Annotated in this window: 1 protein-coding gene; it reads right to left on the reverse strand. The window is 62.4% G+C overall.

The window, feature by feature from the left end; genetic code table 11:
• Nucleotides 1-431: adenosine kinase (locus O7A60_RS31795; RefSeq protein WP_337109595.1), on the reverse strand; the 431-nt coding region annotated here is incomplete at both ends.

Here is a 431-nt window from a genome sequence, read left to right on the forward strand (position 1 = left end):
GTGTCGACCAGTTCCTTGATGGTGGTTGCCTTTATGACCACGGTCTCGTCGCCGCGTACGATGACCGAGCCCTTTTCGGAGCGGGTCACCGCGGCGATCTTGCAATCCTTGCGGATCTGCGCCAGCGCCTCCTCGAACGACGAAGTCTGGTAAAGCGACTTGATCTCGTGGCTGTTGGCAAAAACAATGTCGACCGCGCCCGAGCGCATCAGGTCGAGGAATTCGTCGCGGTAGCGGTCGACGCAGAACGGATCCGACAAGGTCATCGAGACTTCGCGACCGGCCGCGTGCGCAAGTGTCGCCGTCTGCCGGATGGCTTCCTTGGCGCGCGGCGGGTCCCACAGATAACCCTCGAAATAGGTGACCTTGGCGCCCGACGCCTTGTCGGCCTCGACATCTTCCGGCCCGAGTTCGACGCAGGCGCCGAGATA

Source organism: Mesorhizobium salmacidum (SeqCode), assembly GCF_037179605.1.
Lineage (GTDB): Bacteria > Pseudomonadota > Alphaproteobacteria > Rhizobiales > Rhizobiaceae > Mesorhizobium > Mesorhizobium salmacidum.